Raw genomic sequence first — 16,792 nt, 5'->3', positions numbered from 1 at the left:
GAAGGGAGCGCTATTGGCGAGGCACCGGTAACTCGGCGTCGCTGTTCCATGCCTCAACCGGGCGGCTGAACAGGTTTTCGGTCTGGAAGTGCGCCATGCGCCACTGCCCGTCTTCCTCGGCAAAGCGCACGTTCAGGCGCGCGGCGTTAAGGTGGGAGGCGCCGCTGGCGAAGGTGGACGTCTGCAACATTACCCAACTGCCGAGCACGGTATCGTCCTGCACCTCGATCAGCTCGCTGGTGAGGAAGTGCACGTTGAGGGCAAAGTGCGCCGGGGTTTTCATGTAACCAGCGAACATCGCGGTAATCGCTTCGCGTCCACGATAGCCACCGAAGCTGTGGGCGTACTTCGCGCCTTTGCCCTCCCACACGGCATCAAGGGTGAACAGACCGGCCAGTTCGAGGAGTGGCGTGCGTGCATCGAGCGCATCACACAGCACCATGTAGCGGTTCATGCAGGCACGGGCGCTGGCTTCGATTTCAAAACGGCGCAGGCGTCGCTCCAGGTCCGCTCGCGGGATGGTTGCGTTCATTTCAGACCTCTCCCCCGGCATACAGACGCTCGAGCAGGCGGCCGGCAATTGCCAGCAGTTGCTCATCGGCACCCTTGGCCCCCACCAGTTGCAGGCCCACCGGAAGTCCTTCGGCGCTGGCCAGCGGAATGCTCAGCGCCGGGTGTCCCGACAGATTGAACGGGCGCACGAAGGCGGTCATTCCGAGCACTGCCTGGGTGTCAGTGGCCTCGGCCAGGGTCAAGGGGAAGTCAGGCATGGTCGGCAGTACCAGCACATCGACATGCTGCAAGGCGGCGTCGACTTCGGCCGTGAACTGCCTGCGCACCCGCTCGGCTTCGGCCAACGCGGCCGCCGTGGTATTGCCGGCGGCGGCCAGGCGCGCGGCAATGTCGGCGCCCACCTTGCCGGTTTCCAGCAAGTGACCGCAGGCATCGAACGTTTCGCGGTTGATTACCACCATGCCAGCGTCATAGGCCGCCTTGAGGCTGGGCAGCGTGAGACGTTCACCGGGTAGACGGATCACCGCGATGGCGGCATCGATCACTCGCTGTACGGCGGCGCCAGCCTGCACCGTCACGACACCCAGGCGCGGCGAGTCCGGCGCCGACACCGGCTTGAAGCTGGCGTCGATCACCTGCATGGCCGTGACCAGCATCGGCAGGCTCGCGGCAAACGGACCGACGCAGTCGAGGCTGCTGTGCGCCGGCATTACGCCACGGCGGCTGACCCGCCCGAACGTCGGCTTGAAGCCGAACACCCCACAGCAACACGCCGGTATGCGCACAGAGCCGCCGGTGTCGGTTCCCAGGGAAAAATCTGCCAGCCCGGCCGCCACGGCAGCTGCCGAGCCACTGGAGGAACCGCCCGGAATACGCCCGGGGAAACGCGGATTGGGCGCAGTGCCGGTCCAGTGATTGATGCCCGTGGTGCCAAACGCCAGTTCATGCAGGCTGGTCTTCCCCACCAGGCGACAGCCCTTCTCCAGCAGCGCCTGCACCACATCGGCGTGGACCGTGGCAGGTGCGGCATCCTCAAGGGCCTGGCTCGATGCACGGGTAGGCAGACCAGCCAGATCAATTGTGTCCTTGACCATCACGGTCGGCCCATCGCCGCCAAGGAAAAGCTGTTCAATCACCAGGGTCATGTCGGGTTACCTTCACTGTGAAATGCGGAATGGGGGCGCCCGATGCGCCCTTTCCTTTTTTTCACACTCACCGAATATTACGTGAATTGTCAACTAAATTCCCCAGCACAAACAGGCTGATGTCCGGGCAAAAGCCGTGCCGAATTCACGAGAAAAGTCTATGATTGGCCGCCGCCCCCGACATGAGCAGACCATGAGCGCACCCAAAAAACACGCAGGCCGCTACGACCCCGGCAGTGAAGACTTTCACAAAGAGGATTTCCCGTTCTACTGGCTGGCCATGGTGCATGGTCGCTACAGCCAGTACATGGAAAAGGCACTGAAGAAAATCGGCCTGGATATCCCGCGCTGGCGGGTGTTGTTCATTCTCAAGGAGAACGGCCAATCGAGCATTTCCGAAATTTCCACCCACGCCATCGCCAAGCTCTCGACCATCACCAAGACGGTGTATCGCATGAAGGAAGACGGCCTGGTGGACACCGCGCCCTGCGAGGACGACGGCCGCGTGACGCAGGTGCGCATCACCGAACAAGGGCGCGAGGCGATTGAACGTATCCAGGTCGCCACGGGTGACCTGTTCAAGCGCAGTTTCACCGGTATGACCGAAGCGCAGATCCAGCGCCTGAACCGCATGCTCGAAACGGTGTTCGACAACCTCGGCGAACCCTAGGTCAGCGGCGGCCCAACCTGTCAGGCATAACCAATTTCCTGGCAGGCTCGAACAAGCAGCCACGCGTGCATCGGTTTTTAATGCAAGGGTCTTTCGAGCGCCCCCGGGCGCGACGAATCCTTCATTGGAGCGCCACCATGCACATTGCCCTGCTGCCCTCAGTCGTTGCCTTCCTGGGTCGCGACCATTCCAACTTCATCGATGGCGTCGCGCACACCAGCGCCTCCACCCAGCGCATCGGCGTGGTCGATCCCGGAACCGGCGAGACCGTCGCGCAGCTGCGTGACGCCCAGGCCGAGGATGTGAACCTGGCCGTCGACAGCGCCACCGCTGCCTTCAAGGGCGCCTGGGCGCAAGTCACCCCCTACCAGCGCGGCGTGCTGCTCAACCGTCTGGCAGATCTGATAGAAGCCAACGGCGAAGAACTGGCGCAATTGGAAACCCTGAGTTCCGGCAAATCGATCAACCTGTCGCGGCATATCGAAGTGGGCCAGAGCGCGGTGTTCCTGCGCTACTTCGCCGGCTGGGCGACCAAGATCGGCGGCCAGACAATGACCCCGTCGTTCCCTTCCATGGCGGGTGAGCAGTACAGCGCCTACACCCTGCGCGAGCCCGTGGGCGTGGTAGCGGCCATCGTGCCGTGGAACTTCTCGCTGATGATAGGCGTGTGGAAACTGGGCGCCGCGCTGACCACCGGCTGCACGGTGGTGCTCAAACCCAGCGAATACACACCGCTGTCCCTGTTGCGCCTGGCGGAACTGGCGATCGAGGCGGGAATTGCGCCGGGCGTGATCAACGTGGTCAACGGGCGCGGCCAGGTGGGCCAGCAGTTGATCGAACACCAGGCCGTGCGCAAGGTGTCGTTCACCGGTTCGGTGCCCACCGGCATCGCGGTGGGCAAGGCCGCCATGGCCGCCGACCTGACCCGCGTCACCCTGGAGCTGGGCGGCAAGAATGCCGCCGCGCTGCTGGCCGATGCCAATGTCGATGACGCCGTAGCGCGCTTCGTGCAATCGGCCTATGTGCACCAGGGCCAGGTGTGCGCGGCCCCCGAGCGTTTGTTCGTGCACCGTTCCATCGTCGAGCAGGTGACGCAGAAGATGGCGGCGATGTTGTCGCAGATGGTCATAGGCTCGCCTCTGGATGAACATGCTCAGTTCGGCCCGCTGTCGAACAAGCCGCACTTCGACAAGATCCTCGGCTTTTTCGACCGTGCCCTGCAGAGCAACCAGGTGGTATGCGGTGCGCGTGCCGTGGACCGTGCCGGTTACTACGTGGAACCGACGCTGATCATCGCCAACGGCAAGGATGATCCGCTGCTGCATGAGGAAACCTTCGGCCCAGTGGTATGCGTGCTGGCGTTCGACGATGAAGAAGAAGAACTGGTCACCTTGATGAACGACAGCCCGTTCGGCCTCACAGCCAGTATCTGGACCAACGACTTGTCCAGGGCCTTGCGCCTGATCCCGCGAATCGAGGCGGGTACGGTGTGGGTCAACATGCACACATTTGTCGACCCGAGCGTGCCGTTTGGCGGGATGAAGGCGTCTGGCATGGGGCGTGAATTCGGCAGTGCGTTTATCGACGACTACACCGAGCTGAAATCCGTGATCATCCGCTATTGACCACATCGGATCTGTGGCGAGGGAGCCTGCTCCCACGCCGCAACCAGGCTCAGTGCCCGCGGCGCCGATAGCTACTGGGTGTCAGCCCCGTCTGCTTCTTGAACGTCTTGGAAAAATGCGCCGAATCAGCAAAGCCCCAATAGCTGCCGATATCGGTGATCGAGCGCTGTGCGCAAACGGGATCGCGAAGGTCCTGCGCGGCCTTCAACAGCCGCTCACGCAGAATATAGCGGCAGACGCTGTCGCCACTCGCCTCAAACAACCTGTAGAGCTGGCGGCTGGAGATGCCCAGCTCTTCGGCCAGCGACGCCGGCGACAGCCGGGGTGAGTCAAGCCGCTGCTGGATGACGGATTGCACTTCATGCAGCTGCCACCCAGGCGAATGGTCGCTCGCACGGTACTCCAACACCGAGGCCAGCAAGGCAACCAGCGCCCTTGGCAGACCATCACCATCCTGCGGGCAAGACCATTGGGCCAGCTCACCCGCAGCGACCTGTCGTACCAGCGTGCCAAGCAGTTGGCCACACACCCCCGTGGTCGACAGCTTGCCGAAGCGGCTACGGTCCAGCCCCTTGAGCAACTCACACGGCAACGGGATCGACACATGGGCGAACAACCCCTTGGGGGTCATTTTCACCGCACCGGAAAAGTCCAGCAAAGCCAGGTCACCTGCGTGCAGTTCAAGCACCTTGTCGCCCAGCTCAATGATCATCGAGCCCTGCTGTTGCAACACAAGAAAACACCGGGCCGATGAGCTGCGCCCGCTTGAGCGAGCGGCCTTGGCAATCACACTGGCATTGCTGCGAATGTGGGCGACCGCCGTGGTGCCCACCAGCGTCTGTTGCATTTCCCCGATGAAAAGGCTCTGGCAATGGTCATAGCGCGTGTCGAAACGACCGCAGGTCGCGCGCACACATTCGTTCCAGGTCGACAACGCTTGACCACGCATGGGTGTTCCCCCTCTTCACTCGCTCACAACCCGGACATCACGGCGGTACCCGAAGCCCGCATGCGTTGGAACGCCCACTGGGCTCTCAACACCGCCGCGCCATAGATGACCAGCACCGCCACCGAACAGGCGCCCGAGAACACCAACACCGCCGAGTAGCCGAATGCCTCGATCAGAAACCCACCGATGGCTGGCCCGAACGCCGCCCCCAGGGACAGGCACAGCGCGCCCAGCGCGACAAGCTTGCCCGACAGGTCGAACTCAGCCATGACGCCGAAGGTATAAGCCAGCACGAAGCCGATCGAAAAGAGAAAGCAAATAACGCCTACGACGTAGGTCGTCAGGGAAGAAAACTGCGCCAGTGCCACCAGACCCAGTAACTCGGCGAGGATAATCACGGCCACCGGCATGAAGCGTCCCACCCTCAAGCCGATCGCCGAGGCGATGAAGCCGCCGCCGGCATTGATCAGAAAACCCAGCGCCAGCACCATGCCGATGGTGTCGGAGGCCAAGCCGGTCTTTTTGCCCATAAGCTCCAGGAACGCCCACACCGACATGATGCCGGTCAGGAAAACCAGGCTGGCCACCAGGCTCAACCATACGATGGTGCGACTCTCGGCGCTGGCAATCCGCACGGCGGTACCGGACGCTTCCAGGTGTCGCTCGCTACGGCGCGGCACCCAAGGCAGCGGCAGGATACCCATCACCACCATGGCAATGGCGATGGTGATCAGCATGCCTTCAAAGCCCCACACCGGCGCCACCGCCACGGGTAGCACGATGAGCAGGAAGGCGCCCGGCACGGTCTCGATACCTAGCTTGAAACCAAACGCTCGTTCAGGCTGCGAACTGTCACCGAAGATCGTCATCGCCAGGGCATACAGGGCCCCGGTACCGGCGCCCGCCAGAGCCATGATCGCCAGCAGCGCTTCATAGGAAGGATCGCGCAGCACAAACACGAGCGCGCCCACCACCAGCGCCGACGACAGTGCCGATATGACTCGCCAACTGAGCCGGTGAATCCACAGCAGGGACGCCAGCCCGAATGCGCCAAACCCCAGGTTCATGGCCATGGCCAGGTTGCCCAGTTGGTGCTCGCCGAGCCCGAAACGCTCGGCAAACGCGCCAAACAGCACAGGTAGCACGTTCAATAACAAGGCACCTGCACCCGAAACCAAGCCTGCACACACATAGACGGAGGTTGTATCGATCGGATTTATTTTTGTAGTTTTCATTTGAATATCCTGGCTTTTTTAACTGCGGCTCACGTTTGCTTAACGACGGCCGTCACGGCAACCGCCCGGGCAGGCGTGCGAAGGGTCACGCAATAAGCGACCAACGAGCCCATCCCGCAACACCCCACCACCCAACACATCGGCCAGGCGCTGCCATCAGCCAAATGGCTGACCCACAGGCTGGCCAACGCCCCTGTGGCGAATTGCACCGAAACCCCCAGCGCCACGCTCGCACCGGCCTGGCGCGGAAACAGCATCATCAGGCTGGCCATGCAATTGGCGCCGATCAAACCGGTCACGCCCATGTACAGCACCATGCAACACACGATGCTCGTCAGCCCGCCCCATTCGGTATACCCGACCAGCATCAGCGCCAACCCTGCCCCGCTCACCAGCACCGCCCCCACGCCGAGCATGCGTTGCGGCCCAAAACGGCCCACCCAACGCGCGTTGATAAAGGTCACCAGGATGATGCCGAGGATGTTCAGGGCGAACAACGCGCTGAACACCCGTGGCGAGACACCGAAATACACGACGTACACAAAAGGCGAAGCAGTGATGAAGGCGAACATGCCGCCAAACCCCAGGGACATGCACAGGATCAGCGCCATCGCCCTGGGTTGCCGGGCGATGGTCAGGTAGGCCGCGAAGGCCGCCCCAACGGACGCCCCGCGATCCTGCGCCGGCAGACTTTCCTTCAGGGTCAGGGCCACCAGCAGCAGGCACAGGCTGGACAGGATGAACAAGGTGGCAAAGATCGTGCGCCAACCCTGGATCAACACCAGCCAAGTGCCGATCATCGGCGCGACCAGTGTCGCCATCATCGTCAGAACGTGCATCCACGACAGCACTTTGGCTGCCTCCGCCAGGCCTACCCTGTCCCGGGCGACGGCGCGCGCCAGCACCAGCGCACCCGCGCCGCCGAGCGCCTGGAAAAAGCGCCAGGCAATCAGTTGCTCGACGCTACCGGCAAACAGGCAACCCAGGGTCGCAGCCGCGTACAGCACCAGGCTGCCGAGCAGCAACGGGCGACGGCCGTAGCGGTCGGACAACGGACCGTAGCACAACATGCCCAGGCACAGCCCGGCGAGAAACGCGCTGATGGTGTGTTGCACCTGCGCGGTGCTGGTCGACAGGTCCTCGGCGATTTGCGGGAAGCTGGGCAGGTAAGTATCAATCGAAAATGGCCCGAAGGCCGTCAGGGATGAGAGCAGCACAATCAAGCGAGCCCGCGGTTTCATCGGCCGGGGATCGCGAGGCTGTCAAGAAATGCGGTGACCAGCCGGTTGAACGTCCCACCCTGGTCGTCATGCACATAGTGGCTGGCGTCCGCGACTTCGGCCGTGCGCACGTGCGCATTGCTGTCGCGCATGGCTTGCAGCGTCGCCGCCGGCAGAAAGTCCGAGCGCATACCGCGAATGAACAACGTCGGACAATCCAGGGCGCGTACCGCCGGCCACAGATCGGTAGGCTCAATGCTCAGGCGTGCCTCGGCGATGCCTTGTTGATCGTGGCGCCAGGTGATCGCACCCGCGCTGTCCTTCATCGAGTGCGCCAGCCGCGACGCCAGGCCCTGCGCCGACAAGCCAGGACGCGACGCCTGCCAGAACGCACGGGCGGCGTCCCAGTTGTCGAAACGCAACGGGGTCTGGTTCATCTCGCGGCGAATGCGCGCCGCACCGTCGCCCTGGCTGGAGGAACCTGGCCCGATGTCTTCGATGATCAGGCCAATCAAGCGCCCCGGGTGCTGCCGTGCGTATTCCAATGCGTTGGCGCCCCCCAGCGAGTGACCCAGCAACACGAACCGCTGCAAGCCGACATAGGCGACAAAGTCCTGCAAGTCTTCCACATAGGACTGCGTGTGATAACTGGCGGCCGGTGCCCAGTCACTCAGCCCGCGTCCGCGCTGGTCCAGGGCATAGATGCAATAGCCATCGCCCAGCGCTTCTACCAGCGACTCCCAGGTCTGGGCATAAGCACGCAAACCATGCAGCAGTACCAAGGGCACGCCGCCCGGCTTGCCCCAGCGTAGAAAATGCAGACGCAAGCCTGCGCGATTGGTGAAAAAAATGCTGTCTGGGGACATTGCCTGGCTCCGCCGCTCAGTAAAGGAGAAACACCGTTTTTCTGGGACTGTCGCGGTGCATGCGACCTAGAAACGATCAAACCGATAAGGGCTCGGGTCGATGATCGGGGTATGCCCACTGACCATATCGGCGGCCAAGTGGCCGGCCGCCGGCGAGGTACCGAAGCCATGCCCGGAGAAACCGGTGGCCACGGTCAGGCCCGGGATTTGCGCGACCGGCCCGATCACCGGGTTCGAATCCGGCGTCACATCGATCGTGCCCGCCCAGGCCTGAGCAATCCTGGCTTGTTCGAACACCGGCCAGGCCGCCTTGAGGTTGTTCATCGCGTCGTTATTGAGCCGCGGGTTGGCCGCCGGGTCCTGTACGCGCACGCGTTCGAAGGGGCTGACACTGTCGGCCGACCAACGTCGCGAAAGCGCCAGGTCATTGAAGAAATACTTGCCCAGTGACACGTTCAATACGCTGCGCTGCGCGCGAAATTGCGGCATATATTGCTTGGCCAGCAACAGGTGATCGAGGGTCAGGAAAGCATCCAGTTTGCCGCGCTGGGTAATGATGAAGCCGCCGTCCTTGTGCTTGCGAAACGAAAAGTCCGGCGCGCCCACGGCAATCTCGGTGGGGCCCAGCATCGGATGGGTGCGCAACACCGAACAGGTCAAGGCCAGGGTCGGCAACGACACCCCGAGGTTGCCCAGGAATCGCCGCGACCACATGCCGCCAGCCAGTAACACCTGGTCGCAGCGGATCTCGCCTTTTTCAGTGACCACCCCGCTGACCTTGCCGGCGGACATCTGCAGCGTGCGCACCGCACACTGCTCGATGATCACCACGCCGAGGGCCATGGCGGCCTTGGCGATCGCGCTGCTGGCCAGGGTCGGTTCGGCGCGCGCGTCGGATGGTGTGTAGATGCCGCCGGCCCACTCACCCGCGCCGCCCGGCACTTTCTGTGCGATTTCGCGGTTGCTCAGCAACCGCGAATCCAGTGACAGGTGCTCGACCGATTTGAGCCAACTGTCATGCATCGCCATTTGCGCCTCGTTGCGGGCGACGAACATGATGCCTTCCTGGCGATAACCCACATCCGCACCGATGCGCTCGGGCATTTGCGCCCATAAGCGGTCAGCGGCCAGGGCCAGCGGAATATCGTGAGCGTGGCGACTGGTCTTGCGTACCCAGCCCAGGTTGCGTGAAGACTGCTCGCCGGCGATACGGCCTTTTTCCAGGACCACCACCGGGATATTGCGTTCGGCCAGTGTCAGTGCCGCAGTCAAGCCGATGATGCCGCCGCCGATGATGACGACGGCGGTCGTGGAGGGAAATTCGGTGGACGTATTCACGGGCGCAATAGTCGGGGCCATGATCAAGACTCGCAAAACTATAGAGGTCGACCGCGCGAGGGCGCGGCCGCAGGACGGGTTATTGCGACAGGCGAATCACTTCGACCTGGGCCTTGGAGGCGTTGCGATACGCCGTCACTTCCAGCTCCACCTTGTAAACCGTCGAACCCAACGGCGGGCAGGTGACGGTACTGGCCGGGTCGACACCACGGAATTTTTCGCCGATCAGGCCCATCACCGCCGGCACGTCCTTGGGGTCCTGGATAAATACCCGCGAACACACCACATCGGCCAGGCTTGCATCGACGGCGGCCAGCGCGGTTTCGATGTTGGCGAACACCTGGTGCGTCTGCTCGAGGATGTCCTCCGGGATCAGTTTGGTCTGCGGGTTGCGCCCGGCGGTATTGGACACATAGATCCAGTTGTCCACCACTACCAGGCGCGAATAGCTGGCCTGGTCTTCAAAGGGTGAGCCGGTCTTGAGCTTGATGATTTTGGTCATGTCGTAAGTCTCGTCAGTGGGTTAAAGGATGGCTTAGCGCAGGACGGGGGTTTCCCACAGGTTGAGCTTCACGCCGATGCCTTTTTCCACGGCATTGCGATACACCATGGTGCCCCAGGCCACGTCTTCCACAGGCATGCCGCCCACCGACATGATGATGATCTCTTCATCGTTGCGACGGCCCTGGGCATCACCGGCGACGATCTTGCCGATGTCTTCGAGTTCTTCGGGCTGCATCGTGCCTTCGGCGATCATGTCCATGAACCGCACGCCGATCACCGGCACGCAGTGGTGCGCAGGCTTGGGCAATTCTTCGAACCAGGCTTCGTAGAGGCCGGTGTTGTCCAGCACCTTGCGCACGTCGGCGCGTTCCATCCCCTCGTCCAACGAGCAGGATGCCGGCATGGCCATGAAGCAACCCGGCTTGACCCACTCGCGCTTCACAATTGGGTAGTTTGAGGGGTCGCCTGTCTCACCGGAGCTACAATAAGTAACAAGGTCGGAACCACGGACCACTTCTTCGAGGCTGTCGACCACGGTGATCGTGGTCACCTGTGGGTAGGTGTCCTTCACCCAGCCAATAAAATCATTCAGGCTTTTCTCGCCACGGCCCTTGATCTTCAAGGTATCGATCTGCGGGCAAACGGCGATGAATGCGGCGAGCGTGGTCTTGCCCATCACGCCGGGGCCGAGCAGGCCGACCACCTTCGAGTCCTTGCGTGCCAAGTGGCGCGCGCCCACGCCGGGAATCGCGCCGGTGCGGTAGGCCGACAGCAGGTTGGCAGACATATGCGCCAACGGTGCGCCGGTGTCGGGGTCGTTGAGGGTGAACATCAGGATCGAACGTGGCAGGCCTTTTTCGCGGTTGGCAATATTGGAGCCATACCATTTGACGCCTGCGGTGCAGAAGCTGCCGCCCAGGTAGGCCGGCATCGCCATCATGCGGCGGTCAGCGGTGGGCTTGGGCATGTTCGGGAAAGGCGAATCCTTCGGAAACACCACCATCGCGCCGTGAGAATCGTTGTTTGGCCCGGCCATGCGGTAGTCGCCGCTATAGAGCAGGCCGAACATCTCTTCCATGGTATTCACACAGGCAAGCATGTCGGTTACGCCCGCGCGAATCATGTCCTGCTCGGACAGATAGATGAAGTCAATTTTTGTGGTAGTGGACATTATTATTCTCGACTGAAGATGAAGTCGCTGCGGTAGGCGCTGCTCCCACGCTATCGAGGTCGAGTATCAGTGAGTGTTTCATGGCGGTATTGTAAATTTCGGACATCAAGGTTCGTCCCCGTCCGCAGAGTTGGCGCGATAAATGCGTGAATATTCCCGCATATACCACGCCAAGGTCCGGCCATGCCCAACCTGTGTTCACCATCGCTGCGGCAAACCGCTTACGAACAACCCTGGTTCGTACTCAACTCTTCACGGTATTCGGTAATGCCTTCCGAGCACCCGGCGATTTCGCATTTCTACGCCTTCGATGTCGCTCACTCAGCTGATCTGCTGGCGGTGCCGGACGGCTGCGTGGATATCGTTTTCGACTGTGACGCCACGCGCCCAAGTGTGAGGATTTGTGGTACCCCGCTGGAGGCTCAGCAGGTCGAACTGCTGCAGGGTCACCATTACTTCGGCGTGCGCTTTGCGCCGGGGGTTATCCCAGGTTTCATCAACGTCGTGGCCGAGGACCTGACCGAACAGGAATGGGATCTGCTGGAAGTATCGACGTTTGCCCAGCGCATTTTCGAAAGCATCGTCCAGGCCCCACAGTTGCAGGAGCAGATAAAGCTGTTCAGCGATTACCTGGCCCCGCGCCTCATCGGCCGAAGCTCGAAACTCACGACCATGGTCATCCAACAGGCGCTTGCACATCGCGGTGACCTGCGTATCCAGCAACTGGAAGAACTCAGCGGGTACACCAGCCGCACGATTCATCGCCAGTTCAGCCAGGACACCGGCCTGTCGCCCAAGACGTTCTGCCGGATCATTCGCTGCCAGGCGGCGCTGGAAACCCTGAACACCCGGCACGATGTGTCGTTTTCAGACCTGGCCCTGGACCTGGGCTTTTCCGATCAGTCGCATTTCCTGCGCGACTTCAAGAAGCTGGTCAGTACGACGCCCTGCGATTACCAGCGCCGAATGCTGCAGAGCGCCTACGCCGAGCGCATCCGCTTCGCCTGAGTGCCCTCCCCCCGTTCCGCGAAAAATCAATTCCCCTCTCCATCATTTCTCCATAAAACCTTCGCCGAACGTGCATGCTTGCGGTGCATTATTCAATCCGTTGCTGAAAAACCGTGCACCCACCGAGCAGACCATGACTGAACCACTCCTTGCATCGCTCTCTAACCAGGCGCTGGTGCTGATCGCCGAAGACGAGCCGGAAATCGCCGACATCCTCACGGCCTACCTCAAGCGTGCGGGTTTTCGTACCGCCCATGCGCAGGATGGGCGTCGTGCGCTCGAACTGCATCAACTGCTCAAGCCGGACCTGGTGCTGCTCGATGTGATGATGCCCAAGCTGGATGGCTGGATGGTGCTGGCGGAGTTGCGTCATCGCGGTCTCACCCCGGTGATCATGCTGACTGCACACGACCAGGACATGGACAAACTCATGGGCCTGCGCATTGGTGCGGACGACTACATCGTCAAACCCTTCAACCCGGCAGAAGTCATCGCCAGGATCCAGGCCGTGCTGCGCCGCTGCAGCGATCAAGGCCATGGCGCCGACCACCGCGTACTGCGCGTCGACGCCTTTGAAATCGACATCGACAGCCATGAGGTGAACGTACACATCGGCACGCAAAAACAACCATTGCACCTGACGGTGACCGAATTCAAGTTGCTCGCACAGTTGGCCAAGGCGCCGCGCCGCGTGTTCAGCCGTGCCGAACTGCTGGTGCTCTGCTCGCCGGAGAGCGACAGCCTGGAGCGGACCGTCGACAGCCATATCAGCAAGTTGCGTCGCAAGATCGAAGACCTTGGCCTGCACGGCGTACCGGCCAGCATCCGTGGCGTGGGCTACCGGTTCGGGAGCCAGGCATGAAAGTGGCCAACAGTTTGAGCCGGCAGATTATCGTGTCGATGTCGGCCGTGGTGATGTGTGTGATCGCCCTCGCGCTGGTCGGGTCCTACATCTTCTATGCATTGCTCTGGACCTTTTCGCCGCCGACGGAGTTGGAGATGCAGTCGGATGAGTGGCTGCCCAGCGGCGTGGAATGGGTGTGGATGGGCTTGATCACCTGCGTCAGCCTGGGCGTCGGCGTGGCGGTGGCCGTCAAGTTGTCCAAGCGTATTCTGATGCCGCTTAACTCGGTAGCCGTGAGCCTGCGCAGGCTGGCCGACGGTGACCTGGATGCCCGCGCCGTGGCGCCTGATCTTTCCCTGGGCGAAGCTGCCCTGCTGGTGGATGACTTCAATAGCATGGCGAACCGATTGAAACGCATGGCCGAGGAACAAGCCTTCTGGAACGCCGCGATTGCCCATGAACTACGTACCCCGCTGACCATCCTGCGCGGTCGCTTGCAGGGACTGGCTGAGGGTGTATTCGAGCCGGATACCGCGCAGTTCTACAGCCTCTTGGGCCAGGTCGAAGGCTTGACCCGCCTGGTCGAAGACCTTCGCGTGGTGGGCATGGGCGACAACGGTCACCTGGAATTGGCGCTCAAGGAGGTGGAGCTGGCCGATGCATTGGAGGCTGAAGCGCGCTTGTTCGAGCCCAGCCTGAACAGCGCCGGTTTTGCCCTGCAATTAAACCTGCGCAAGGGCCCGGTGTACTGCGACCCCGATCGCATCTGCCAGGCTTTGCTCGCGCTGCTGGACAATATTTGCCAACACGCCACACCGGGCACCGTCAGTATTGAACTGGGCGGTGACGAGCGAGGCCACTTCCTGAGGGTCACAGATGAGGGCCCGGGGGTCGACGCAGCATTCGCCCCACACATTTTCGATGCGTTTCAGCGTGGCGAAAGCTCACGCTCGCGTGCCCAGGGCGGCAGTGGCCTGGGCCTAGCCGTGGTGCGGGCAATTGCCCTCGCCCATGGCGGCGCAGTGACCTGTCGAACGGCGATAAACAGCGGCACGGTGTTTGAGCTGAGTTGGCCATGCGGCGCCTTGTTTACTACTCAAGCCTGACAACCAATAAACAATTAATACCAACTAAGGTGATGGCATGCGTCTCTCTATTGGTCTGTTCAAGAGAGCAATAAAGTATCGCCACTTTGCCTTACTGGACATACACGGACGTTGCGTTGCTTTCTTGAGTTGCGAAGGGATTCCTGCCAGGGGTGAATGGGTGGAAGTCAACGAAGTCAATCTCGCCTGGCTCAGCCAAACGCTGCCAAGCCAGGAGCGCCAGGGCAGCGAATAGCCGTATCGCCTGCCGCCCGGCTCTGATGTTTAACGTTATTACGTGGATAACTGTTATGCCGACACAGCATTCAGCTCGGAACACTATCGACCTTAAACAAGTGGAAGCGTCACTGACGCTCTACACGTTTAAATTGAGAAAGTTGCAACGTTTCTGGATTCCCCTGCAGAAGTACGCGCCGCGGTGTGTATTGGCGTTGTGGCTGATCGGCGTGGGCGTTTCTTTAGTGACGCTGTCGTATTACCACTGGCTGGTCATCGCACCCGCTATTTGTATGTTGATCACCGTGGAAATCATTATCGAAGAAGTACAGATCGATCTTTTATTGATGACCGATGAAGCGCGATATTTGCTCGATGTCACCCGTGGCATCTATCAGCGAACTACGCGCGCCGCAGGTGCCCCATGCAGCCCGTAACGCCGCCGATTCTGCTCGAAGAGAGTAAAAGACTGGGGCAGCAATCCGCCAGCCAGACCCTCAAGGCGATCGCCAAAGCCTATCCCGGCAAACTGTTCGGCACCTTGTCGCTGGTTGCGTTGGAGAATGCTTTGCTGCTGGCCTACCCGTTGTTCGCCGGGTTTGCCGTCGACTCGATCATCCGTGGCGATGTCGGCAGTGCCGTGTGGTACGCCGCCGTAGTCCTCGGTTTCTGGGTGGTCGGCGCGGCTCGCCGGGCCGTGGATACGCGCACGTTCACGCGCATCTATGCCGACCTCGCGGTGCCAGTAATTCTCAACCAGCGCCTGCAACGCCACAGCACCTCCAGGGCGGCGGCGCGAGTGGTACTGGCGCGGGATTTCGTCGATTTTTTCGAAAAGCATGTGCCCACCATAGCCACTGCGCTGGTGTCGGTTGTCGGCGCAGCGGGCATGCTGTTGGTGATCGAGCCCTGGGTCGGCCTGGCCTGCCTGCTCGCACTGCTGCTGTGCGTTACCCTCATGCCGGGCTTCGCACGGCGCAACCAGCGCTTGCATGAACGCTTGAACAATCGCCTGGAAAAGGAAATCGGCCTGGTGGAAAAAGTCGGCGCCAACACCCTGCGCCGTCACTACCACGTGCTGTCGCGATTGCGAATCGGGTTGTCCGACCGCGAGGCCGTCGCCTTCCTGTCCATCGGCTTGCTGGCGGCGTTGCTGTTCGTGGTTGCCATCAGCCAATTGGCCTTGGCGCCGGAGGTGAAGGCCGGGCATATCTATGCGGTGATGACCTACTTGTGGACCTTCGTCAGTTGCCTGGATGAAGCGCCGTCGACGATCGACCAACTGGCGCGGCTCAAAGATATCGGCAAGCGCGTGGACCCGGGGCTGGCTTAAGGCCGTGACAGGTGGGCGATGCACTTTGCGCCGATGTGTGTTTCCTTGCGTCATCCTGGCAACGTTGAAGATCCACCCGCATTGGCACGCGCTTTGTCGTGTCAGTATGACGCTCGGCGTGTTTCGGACGGCGATTCACCGAACAGCTCACGGTAATGCGTGGCGAAATGGCTCAGGTGAAAAAAACCCATGGCCACGGCGATCTCACCGATGTTTTTCTCGCTCGCAGGGGTTGCGATCAACTGTCGCCTGACGGCGTTGAGTCGCAAATTGCGCAGGTATTCGACCGGTCGCATATCGGTGACGGCCTGGAAACTATTTTGCAGGGTCCTGCGACTGACGTGCAGCTGTTCACACAGATCAAGAATGCTCAACGGCGTATCGCCGCTGGCAATGATCAATTCCTGGCTGCGCCTGACCAGGTAGGCACTGACGGCGAAATTGCCACGCCGGCAGCGCACCTCGTCGCTGGCATGGCTGAACAGATCGAGGAACGCGCCAAGCAATTCGTCTTCCAGCATCTTTTCCGAGGCCGGGCTTATAGCGCCTGCATGTTCCAAAAAGTGACGAAACAGCGGGTGGATGCGCTGGCGAATGCGCAACAGTAACGTTTCATCCACGCTGAGCGCAGACACGCTGGTCAGGCGTTTGAGCTGATCGTTGGATAGTTCGAAGGCGGCCAGTTTGGCAAAGCGCACGGCATCGACATTGAGTGCGAAAAAGTGCGTGCCTTGCGGCGCATGCAACACGAACTCTTCGCCGTCACGCAACAGCACCACGCTTTGCGCGCTCACCTGCTGGCCTTGAACCACCGGCGGGCTGCCCAGTGACATGGCCGCACACAAGCGCCCCTTGGGCGAGCGGCCATGCTGCACCACGCGCTTGTCCAGCACCTCCTGGAAGATCTGGAAACGATCGCCGGACAACTGCCACAGTTCGCTGGTCAGGCAACCACGACCGAGTTGGTCATACACCTGCTGCCAGCCCTGGATCGAGCCGGCGTGCTGTTGAGAGTCATTGAAGGTACGGACTTCGGCGAGCATATGCGT

The 16,792-nt window shown here is 61.4% G+C and carries 18 protein-coding genes; 8 read left to right on the top strand and 10 right to left on the bottom strand.

Annotated elements, in window-relative coordinates; all coding sequences use genetic code 11:
* Positions 1 to 10: 10 nt before the first annotated feature.
* Positions 11 to 532 (bottom strand): nuclear transport factor 2 family protein, encoded by a 522-nt coding sequence (locus HDC32_RS01475; protein WP_099491980.1) that lies wholly within the window; start codon positions 530 to 532, stop codon positions 11 to 13.
* A 1-nt stretch (position 533) separates the two neighbouring features.
* On the bottom strand, positions 534 to 1,658 hold the full coding sequence (locus tag HDC32_RS01470; protein WP_099491979.1) for an amidase: 1,125 nt from the start codon (positions 1,656 to 1,658) through the stop codon (positions 534 to 536).
* 193 nt (positions 1,659 to 1,851) lie between these two features.
* Here HDC32_RS01470 and HDC32_RS01465 point away from each other — a divergent pair, with 193 nt between their 5' ends.
* Both HDC32_RS01465 and HDC32_RS01460 read left to right on the top strand, forming a co-directional pair.
* The gene (locus HDC32_RS01465; RefSeq protein WP_065930120.1) at positions 1,852 to 2,328 is read left to right on the top strand and encodes a MarR family winged helix-turn-helix transcriptional regulator; all 477 of its coding nucleotides are present in this window, start codon (positions 1,852 to 1,854) and stop codon (positions 2,326 to 2,328) included.
* Positions 2,329 to 2,465: 137 nt separating this feature from the next.
* The gene (locus HDC32_RS01460) at positions 2,466 to 3,953 is read left to right on the top strand and encodes an aldehyde dehydrogenase family protein (protein WP_184742171.1); all 1,488 of its coding nucleotides are present in this window, start codon (positions 2,466 to 2,468) and stop codon (positions 3,951 to 3,953) included.
* Positions 3,954 to 4,002: 49 nt separating this feature from the next.
* Here the strand turns inward: HDC32_RS01460 and feaR are convergent, their stop codons facing one another.
* From feaR to HDC32_RS01425, 7 genes are all read right to left on the bottom strand, one after another.
* Complete coding sequence (gene feaR / locus HDC32_RS01455) at positions 4,003 to 4,902, bottom strand: transcriptional regulator FeaR (RefSeq protein ID WP_184742169.1); 900 nt, start codon at positions 4,900 to 4,902, stop codon at positions 4,003 to 4,005.
* 23 nt (positions 4,903 to 4,925) lie between these two features.
* Positions 4,926 to 6,047, bottom strand: a complete 1,122-nt coding sequence (locus tag HDC32_RS01450; RefSeq protein WP_256663586.1) for an MFS transporter — start codon at positions 6,045 to 6,047, stop codon at positions 4,926 to 4,928.
* Positions 6,048 to 6,166: 119 nt separating this feature from the next.
* Positions 6,167 to 7,378: a Bcr/CflA family multidrug efflux MFS transporter gene (locus HDC32_RS01445; RefSeq protein WP_145338148.1), complete on the bottom strand. Its 1,212-nt coding sequence runs from the start codon at positions 7,376 to 7,378 to the stop codon at positions 6,167 to 6,169.
* Positions 7,375 to 8,223: an alpha/beta fold hydrolase gene (locus HDC32_RS01440; RefSeq protein WP_145338149.1), complete on the bottom strand. Its 849-nt coding sequence runs from the start codon at positions 8,221 to 8,223 to the stop codon at positions 7,375 to 7,377. The genes HDC32_RS01445 and HDC32_RS01440 overlap by 4 nt, the downstream gene beginning before the upstream one ends.
* 66 nt (positions 8,224 to 8,289) lie before the next feature.
* Entirely contained in the window at positions 8,290 to 9,582 is a 1,293-nt protein-coding gene (locus tag HDC32_RS01435; RefSeq protein ID WP_145338150.1) for an FAD-binding oxidoreductase, read from the bottom strand.
* A gap of 58 nt (positions 9,583 to 9,640) precedes the next feature.
* Positions 9,641 to 10,063 (bottom strand): RidA family protein, encoded by a 423-nt coding sequence (locus tag HDC32_RS01430; RefSeq protein WP_017846980.1) that lies wholly within the window; start codon positions 10,061 to 10,063, stop codon positions 9,641 to 9,643.
* 33 nt (positions 10,064 to 10,096) lie between these two features.
* Positions 10,097 to 11,236, bottom strand: a complete 1,140-nt coding sequence (locus HDC32_RS01425) for a tyramine oxidase subunit B (protein ID WP_184742167.1) — start codon at positions 11,234 to 11,236, stop codon at positions 10,097 to 10,099.
* Between the two features lie 183 nt (positions 11,237 to 11,419).
* Between HDC32_RS01425 and HDC32_RS01420 the strand changes: the two genes are divergently transcribed.
* The 6 genes from HDC32_RS01420 (at position 11,420) to HDC32_RS01395 (ending at position 15,743) form a co-directional block, all read left to right on the top strand.
* Positions 11,420 to 12,244, top strand: a complete 825-nt coding sequence (locus tag HDC32_RS01420) for an AraC family transcriptional regulator (protein WP_065930128.1) — start codon at positions 11,420 to 11,422, stop codon at positions 12,242 to 12,244.
* A gap of 133 nt (positions 12,245 to 12,377) precedes the next feature.
* Entirely contained in the window at positions 12,378 to 13,106 is a 729-nt protein-coding gene (locus HDC32_RS01415) for a response regulator (protein WP_184742165.1), read from the top strand.
* Positions 13,103 to 14,194: an ATP-binding protein gene (locus HDC32_RS01410; protein ID WP_145338152.1), complete on the top strand. Its 1,092-nt coding sequence runs from the start codon at positions 13,103 to 13,105 to the stop codon at positions 14,192 to 14,194. Before HDC32_RS01415 ends, HDC32_RS01410 begins: the two co-directional genes overlap by 4 nt.
* 37 nt (positions 14,195 to 14,231) lie before the next feature.
* Positions 14,232 to 14,429 carry a hypothetical protein gene (locus tag HDC32_RS01405; protein WP_145338153.1) on the top strand — a complete coding sequence of 66 codons (198 nt, stop codon included), beginning with the start codon at positions 14,232 to 14,234 and terminating at the stop codon, positions 14,427 to 14,429.
* Positions 14,430 to 14,484: 55 nt separating this feature from the next.
* On the top strand, positions 14,485 to 14,847 hold the full coding sequence (locus HDC32_RS01400) for a hypothetical protein (protein ID WP_078833289.1): 363 nt from the start codon (positions 14,485 to 14,487) through the stop codon (positions 14,845 to 14,847).
* Positions 14,835 to 15,743, top strand: coding sequence for an ABC transporter six-transmembrane domain-containing protein (locus HDC32_RS01395; RefSeq protein WP_078833288.1), 909 nt, complete (start codon positions 14,835 to 14,837; stop codon positions 15,741 to 15,743). Before HDC32_RS01400 ends, HDC32_RS01395 begins: the two co-directional genes overlap by 13 nt.
* 101 nt (positions 15,744 to 15,844) lie before the next feature.
* Here HDC32_RS01395 and HDC32_RS01390 read toward each other — a convergent pair whose 3' ends face one another.
* Entirely contained in the window at positions 15,845 to 16,786 is a 942-nt protein-coding gene (locus HDC32_RS01390) for a helix-turn-helix domain-containing protein (RefSeq protein ID WP_065930131.1), read from the bottom strand.
* Positions 16,787 to 16,792 lie beyond the last annotated feature (6 nt).

The organism is Pseudomonas sp. JAI120 (assembly GCF_014207255.1).
In the GTDB taxonomy this organism is placed as follows: Bacteria; Pseudomonadota; Gammaproteobacteria; order Pseudomonadales; family Pseudomonadaceae; genus Aquipseudomonas.
This window is presented reverse-complemented; position numbering and strand designations above follow the sequence as displayed.

Bases quoted from the DNA above. Each gene is read 5' to 3' on its own strand.
- HDC32_RS01475 (WP_099491980.1), bottom strand. From the start codon at position 532: ATGAACGCAACCATCCCGCGAGCGGACCTGGAGCGACGCCTGCGCCGT.
- HDC32_RS01470 (WP_099491979.1), bottom strand. From the start codon at position 1,658: ATGACCCTGGTGATTGAACAGCTTTTCCTTGGCGGCGATGGGCCGACC.
- HDC32_RS01465 (WP_065930120.1), top strand. From the start codon at position 1,852: ATGAGCGCACCCAAAAAACACGCAGGCCGCTACGACCCCGGCAGTGAA.
- HDC32_RS01460 (WP_184742171.1), top strand. From the start codon at position 2,466: ATGCACATTGCCCTGCTGCCCTCAGTCGTTGCCTTCCTGGGTCGCGAC.
- feaR (WP_184742169.1), bottom strand. From the start codon at position 4,902: ATGCGTGGTCAAGCGTTGTCGACCTGGAACGAATGTGTGCGCGCGACC.
- HDC32_RS01445 (WP_145338148.1), bottom strand. From the start codon at position 7,378: ATGAAACCGCGGGCTCGCTTGATTGTGCTGCTCTCATCCCTGACGGCC.
- HDC32_RS01440 (WP_145338149.1), bottom strand. From the start codon at position 8,223: ATGTCCCCAGACAGCATTTTTTTCACCAATCGCGCAGGCTTGCGTCTG.
- HDC32_RS01435 (WP_145338150.1), bottom strand. From the start codon at position 9,582: ATGGCCCCGACTATTGCGCCCGTGAATACGTCCACCGAATTTCCCTCC.
- HDC32_RS01430 (WP_017846980.1), bottom strand. From the start codon at position 10,063: ATGACCAAAATCATCAAGCTCAAGACCGGCTCACCCTTTGAAGACCAG.
- HDC32_RS01425 (WP_184742167.1), bottom strand. From the start codon at position 11,236: ATGTCCACTACCACAAAAATTGACTTCATCTATCTGTCCGAGCAGGAC.
- HDC32_RS01420 (WP_065930128.1), top strand. From the start codon at position 11,420: ATGCCCAACCTGTGTTCACCATCGCTGCGGCAAACCGCTTACGAACAA.
- HDC32_RS01415 (WP_184742165.1), top strand. From the start codon at position 12,378: ATGACTGAACCACTCCTTGCATCGCTCTCTAACCAGGCGCTGGTGCTG.
- HDC32_RS01410 (WP_145338152.1), top strand. From the start codon at position 13,103: ATGAAAGTGGCCAACAGTTTGAGCCGGCAGATTATCGTGTCGATGTCG.
- HDC32_RS01405 (WP_145338153.1), top strand. From the start codon at position 14,232: ATGCGTCTCTCTATTGGTCTGTTCAAGAGAGCAATAAAGTATCGCCAC.
- HDC32_RS01400 (WP_078833289.1), top strand. From the start codon at position 14,485: ATGCCGACACAGCATTCAGCTCGGAACACTATCGACCTTAAACAAGTG.
- HDC32_RS01395 (WP_078833288.1), top strand. From the start codon at position 14,835: ATGCAGCCCGTAACGCCGCCGATTCTGCTCGAAGAGAGTAAAAGACTG.
- HDC32_RS01390 (WP_065930131.1), bottom strand. From the start codon at position 16,786: ATGCTCGCCGAAGTCCGTACCTTCAATGACTCTCAACAGCACGCCGGC.